Genomic DNA, 5,183 nt, shown 5'->3' on the forward strand with positions numbered 1-5,183 from the left:
ACGGGGGAGGGGCCTTGTAGTTGGTCGATGAACCACAATCGTTGCTGGGCATACGACAACGGAACGCGCTCGGGGCGCGGCATGGCCTGCAGCGGCGAGCGAGCGGGCCCGCCACCATGCGAGTGCAGATAGTCGGCGAGACCCTCGACCGTGGACGCGTCGAACAGATACCGCACCGGCACTTCTCTGCCCAGCGCGAACTGCAGCCGCGCGCTCACCCGGGTTGCAGTCAACGAGTTTCCACCCAGGGCGAAGAAATCGTCATCGAGCCCCGCTCGGTCCCGACCCAATACCTCCGCGAACGCCTCCGCGACGATTTTCTCGACCCGAGTCTGCGGCGCCCGGAAGGGCGTCGCGGCAAATATCGGTGCCGGCAAGGCCTTACGGTCGATTTTGCCCGAGGAGGTCAGCGGGAACTCGTCGAGCACCACAATCTGCGCCGGCACCATGTACTCGGGCAACCACGCGCTCAACCGCTGCCGGACGGCGTTGATCTCGGTGTTGGTGTGGGGGTTATTGGCGTGGGTGGTGATTCGATGGTCTCCGGTGGTGGGCAGGTAGACCTCGGTCAGCGGTGGGGCGTGCCGGCGGTCGGGGTCGGTGGGGGTGAGGAAAACGGCATCGAGGGTGCCGGGCTGGGCGCCCCAGGTGACGGCAACGTGGTATCCGGTGGTTTCGCCCAAGCGGTGCAGCTGTTCGGGTGTAGTGGTGTCGGAAGTCGCGGCGGCCCGGGCGAGTGCGTCGGCCAGGGGTAGCCCGCCTGCAAGGGCGTGTTCGATGCGGACATCGGTGATCAGTCCGGTACGGGGGATGCCGGTAATGCGCACGGTGGCGGGATGTCGGGAGATCAGCTCGGTGTGCAGTCCGCGCAGCCCTGCGAATCGGGTCCATGCCCAAGAGGGTGCTGTTGCCAGTGAGCGGACCGGAGTGGGCGTTTTGTGGACGATGACGTCGTACCGGTACCTGTTGAGTTCGTTGTCGGCCGATCCGCGTTCGACCTGTATGTCGATTCCGGCCACCGACGGACGACCGGCGGCCCAGCCGGTGAAGAACTCGGGGGCCAGCAGCAATTCGGGTTCGCTGAGCACGGCGAGCCGGACTTGCCGGCGGATCTCGGCGGCGTCGGTGGTGGCGGTGCGGGCCAGCGCGACCGCCGTGTGAAACGCTGCCTGCAGGGTGTGATTACGGACGTCGCCGATGAACATCGCCCCACCGGGGGCCAGCAAATCCAGAGCGGCATCGCTCACCTCGGTCAGATAATCCTTATTGGGGAAGTACTGGACGACCGAGTTGAGAATGATCGTGTCGAAGTAGCCCCGCGGCAATGCCTCGGTGACGTGAGCCGGACGGGTCAGCAGCTGGACTCGGTCACGCCACGGGATCCGCAACTGCTCGAGCGAGTGCGCGAGATTGTCGATCGCCACCGCTGACACGTCGGTGGCAACATAGCGCTCACACCGCGGAGCGATCTGTGACAACACCAGTCCGGAGCCCGCACCGATCTCCAACACCCGCCGCGGCCGCAGCGCGAGGATCCGATCCACCGTGGCCGCACGCCACTCCAGCATCTCCTCGAGCGGAATCGGATCATCGGTGTAGCTGCTGTTCCAGCCCCGGAAATCCATGCCGAACTCCGACGACGCCACCTCGGCGCCGTACAGTTCGTTGTTCATATGCCGCCACTGTCCGACGATGTCGGCATCGTGATCGGTGGCGGTGTGATCGAGGGTGACGTAGGCGATGAGGTGGGCGCCGGTGCTGCTCCGGTGCATGGTCGCGGCGGCCTGGGTGACCTGTGGGCAGGCCAGCAGCGTGTTCTCGATTTCGGCGAGTTCGATGCGTTGCCCGCGCAGCTTGATCTGGGTGTCGGCGCGGCCCACGTACATCAGGGTGCCGGTGGAGGTCCAGCGCACCAGGTCACCGGTGCGATACACACGCGTCCCCGTCCCCGTAGGGGTTGGCCACGAACCGCTCCGAGGTCAACTCCGGCCGGCCCACGTAGCCGCGCGCCAGCCGGGCCCGCCCAGATACAGCTCGCCCACCACCCCGACCGGGGTCGGGTTCAGCCGCGCGTCGAGCACGAGCGCGCATATCCCTGGAATCGGGGTGCCGATGCTCACCGGGTGCCTCGACGACAGGGGCGCAAGGGTGGCGCCGATGGTGGTCTCGGTGGGTCCGTAGCCGTTGAACATCTGCCGTCCCGGAGCCCATGCGGCCACCAACTCCTCCGGGCAGGCCTCCCCGGTCGTGACCAGTGTGCCCACCCGGTCCAGCCGGGCCCGATCCAGCGAAGACAGCACCGTCGGGGTGAACACCGCCGCGCTGACCTGCTGGTCCTGCAGGAAAGCGGTCAACGCCTCCCCGGCATACACGTGCGGTGGTGCCACCACCAGCGCCGCGGCCGACCCGGCTGCCCACAACATATCGAAGATCGACGCATCGAAACTCGGCGCGGCCACCATCGAAATCCGTGCACCTGCGCCCAGCCCGAACACCGCCCGCTGCGCCGCGGCCAACCCCAGCAGACCGGCATGGCTGACCGCGACCCCCTTGGGGGCGCCGGTGGATCCCGAGGTGAACATCGCATACGCGGTGTTGTCCACCCTCAACCCAGCCGGCCGATCGGCGTCCGTGATCGCCTCCGCGGACCGCCCGGACACATCCGGAGCGTCGATGCGCACTATCGGACGCGCCGCGGCCCCGGCTACCGTGTCGGAACCGTAGGTCAAGACGCACACCGCCCCCACCGCGTCCAGCACCGTGGTGATTCGCTCGGCCGGATGGGCGGGATCCAGCGGCACATACACCCCGCCGGCCTTGACCACCGCCCACCATGCCACCACCAACTCCACACGGCGATCCATCGCCACACCCACCGCGCGCTCCGGGCCCACGCCCTCCTCGATCAGCACCCGCGCCACCCTCGTCGACCACCGATCGAGCTCGCGATACGACACCTCCCGGGCACCGTCGACGACTGCCGGCGCGTCCGGGCCGGCCGCCACCGCCGCCGCCAGCAACTGCGGCGCCAACCCGACGGGCGCCGCCACCCGGGCACCGGACCACACCGACAGCACCAGATCGCGCTCACCGGTGGCCAGCAACGACACCTCTCCCACCGTCACCGACGAGTCCGCCACCACGAGGCGGTCGAAAAGCATTTCCAGACGGGTTATGTGCCTGGCGATGTCGTCGGCGGCGTACCGATCCGGATTCCACATGAACTGAATTCGCGGCGTGCCATCACCCAATTGGGGATAGATGTTGATTGCGCAGTCTTGTATGGGATAGGTGGTCAATACGTTGTACGTCACTTCGGAAGAACCGAAATGCAACGGGGTGGCGAAGTCGAGAATGTTGATCGCCGGGCCGAATTCGATGTTCATGTCGGGTCGGGTTGCCTGGGCGATCAGGTCCGGCCAGCGCCGGAATTGTTGGTGCCGCAGCGCGCCGACTAGGGACTCGGCTACCCGATCGGTCAGTGCGCCGATGGTGTCGCCGTCATGGACTCGAATGAGCAGCGGCACCATGTTCGAGACCATGCCCGTACATTTTTTCAGTGCCGCAGTCGTGCGTGCCGACACCGGCAGAGACAACGAAACATCTTGCTGTCCTGTGGTTTTCGCGATGAAAACCGCTACTGTCGCGACAACCCTTGCGACATCGAGTCGGACAGGCCGGTTCTCCTCGAATCGATGCGTGTACACCAGTTCGCGAACCAACGGGTGGCGTGGTGCCACCGGCCTGCGCGTCCCGCCCAGGTCGGTGATGTCCGAAGGTTCACGCACGACGTTTTTCCAGTACTCGGCATCGGCACGACTGCGCGAAGACTGCTGATACTTCTGATCCGCGTTGCGGATCAGGTCGAATTCGGAGAAGTCGACTTCGCCGGTCTCGGGCGCTGCTCCCGAATAGACGGCCGCGATGTGCCGGACCATGGTGTGGGCGCCGTACCCGTCCAAGAGAACGTGGTGTGTGCGCAGGTAGAAATACGACAGATCGTCGGTGATGCGCAGCAGCGCAAACTCGGTGAGTCGGTCACGGACCAGATCGATCGGCCGGCGGTAGTCGTTGTCCATCCAGCCGCGCGCAGCGGATACCGGGTCGCGCTCGGCGCGCAGATCGATACAGCGAATGGTCCGCGGAAACGAGCGATCGACTACGAAAACCGGTTCGCCGTCGTCGAGGGATAGCCGCGCGCACGGTGTGCCGAACCGCGTTGCCGCCGATTCGCACGCAACCATGAGCCTCTCGGCGTCGACATCGTGATCGATCGCCAGGAAAACGGCAACGTTGTAAGGGACTTCGGGCCGGAGTTGCTGGGCAGCCCATATCGACCTCTGAGCGGCGGTTAAGGACCCCAGCACCTCCGGATGGACACCGTAGTTGAGCATGATGGCGAATTCCGTGTAGGTCTTCGAAGCGTCGAATTCCGGCAACCAGATCTCATGCCGGCTGTAGCGGTGATCGCGATGGCGCACAGTGCACCCATAGCCGTGGTCACGAGCGCCGATGCCGATCGGTTCAATCGAATGTTCATCTGGCAGAACTGGCCACCGCGATCTGCGGGCTTCCGGGGAGAACGGTTGCCTGCCTGCGCAACTCGAGGGTGATCGCCGGGTCGGCGTACCGGGCCATCGCGCGCAGCGCCGACGGGCCGTAGGCGCGCAACGAGCTGATCAACGCGTCGTGCCAGTACGGAAAGATCACCAACGGCAGCGCCGGCGCCAGCATGACGAGGTGCAGTAACGAAGGCGGACGCGACAAGTCGATGATCAGCAGTTTCGCGGCGGCGCGGGTGCCTTCCGCGAACACCCGGGCAGCCAGCGGTGGTGGCAGATGGTGCAGGGACTGCACGAACACGGCGAGGTCGTAGTACCCGTCGGGCGAGTCGATGGCGGTCGCGTCCATCTCGCGCACGGTAGCCCGCGGATGACGGCCCAAATCACCTGCGGCGATGGCAGCGACAGAGGCGGGTTCGATGTCGGTGACCGTGACGTCGGCGGTGGGATGCATCTCCAGCAGCGCGCGCGACAGCCCACCGTGGCCGGAGCCGAGTTCCAGGATCTTGGGCTCGCGCACGTCGGTGACCTCGTCGAGCACGATGCGCGCGAGCTTGCGATGTATCCCGAAAAACCGTTCGCCGCGGTCCAGAGAACGAATTATCTTGCGCTTCCGATCAT

Annotated in this window: 1 protein-coding gene and 1 pseudogene; both read right to left on the reverse strand. The window is 65.9% G+C overall.

Features of this window, described 5'->3' with window-relative positions; genetic code table 11:
- Nucleotides 1-4,394, reverse strand: a pseudogene (locus tag A5780_RS42935) (amino acid adenylation domain-containing protein); the annotation flags it as partial.
- A 142-nt stretch (nucleotides 4,395-4,536) separates the two neighbouring features.
- The coding region (locus A5780_RS01345) for a class I SAM-dependent methyltransferase (RefSeq protein ID WP_064907519.1) at nucleotides 4,537-5,183 on the reverse strand (647 nt) is incomplete at its 5' end.

The organism is Nocardia sp. 852002-20019_SCH5090214, from assembly GCF_001665865.1.
Taxonomy (GTDB): Bacteria; Actinomycetota; Actinomycetes; order Mycobacteriales; family Mycobacteriaceae; genus Nocardia; species Nocardia nova.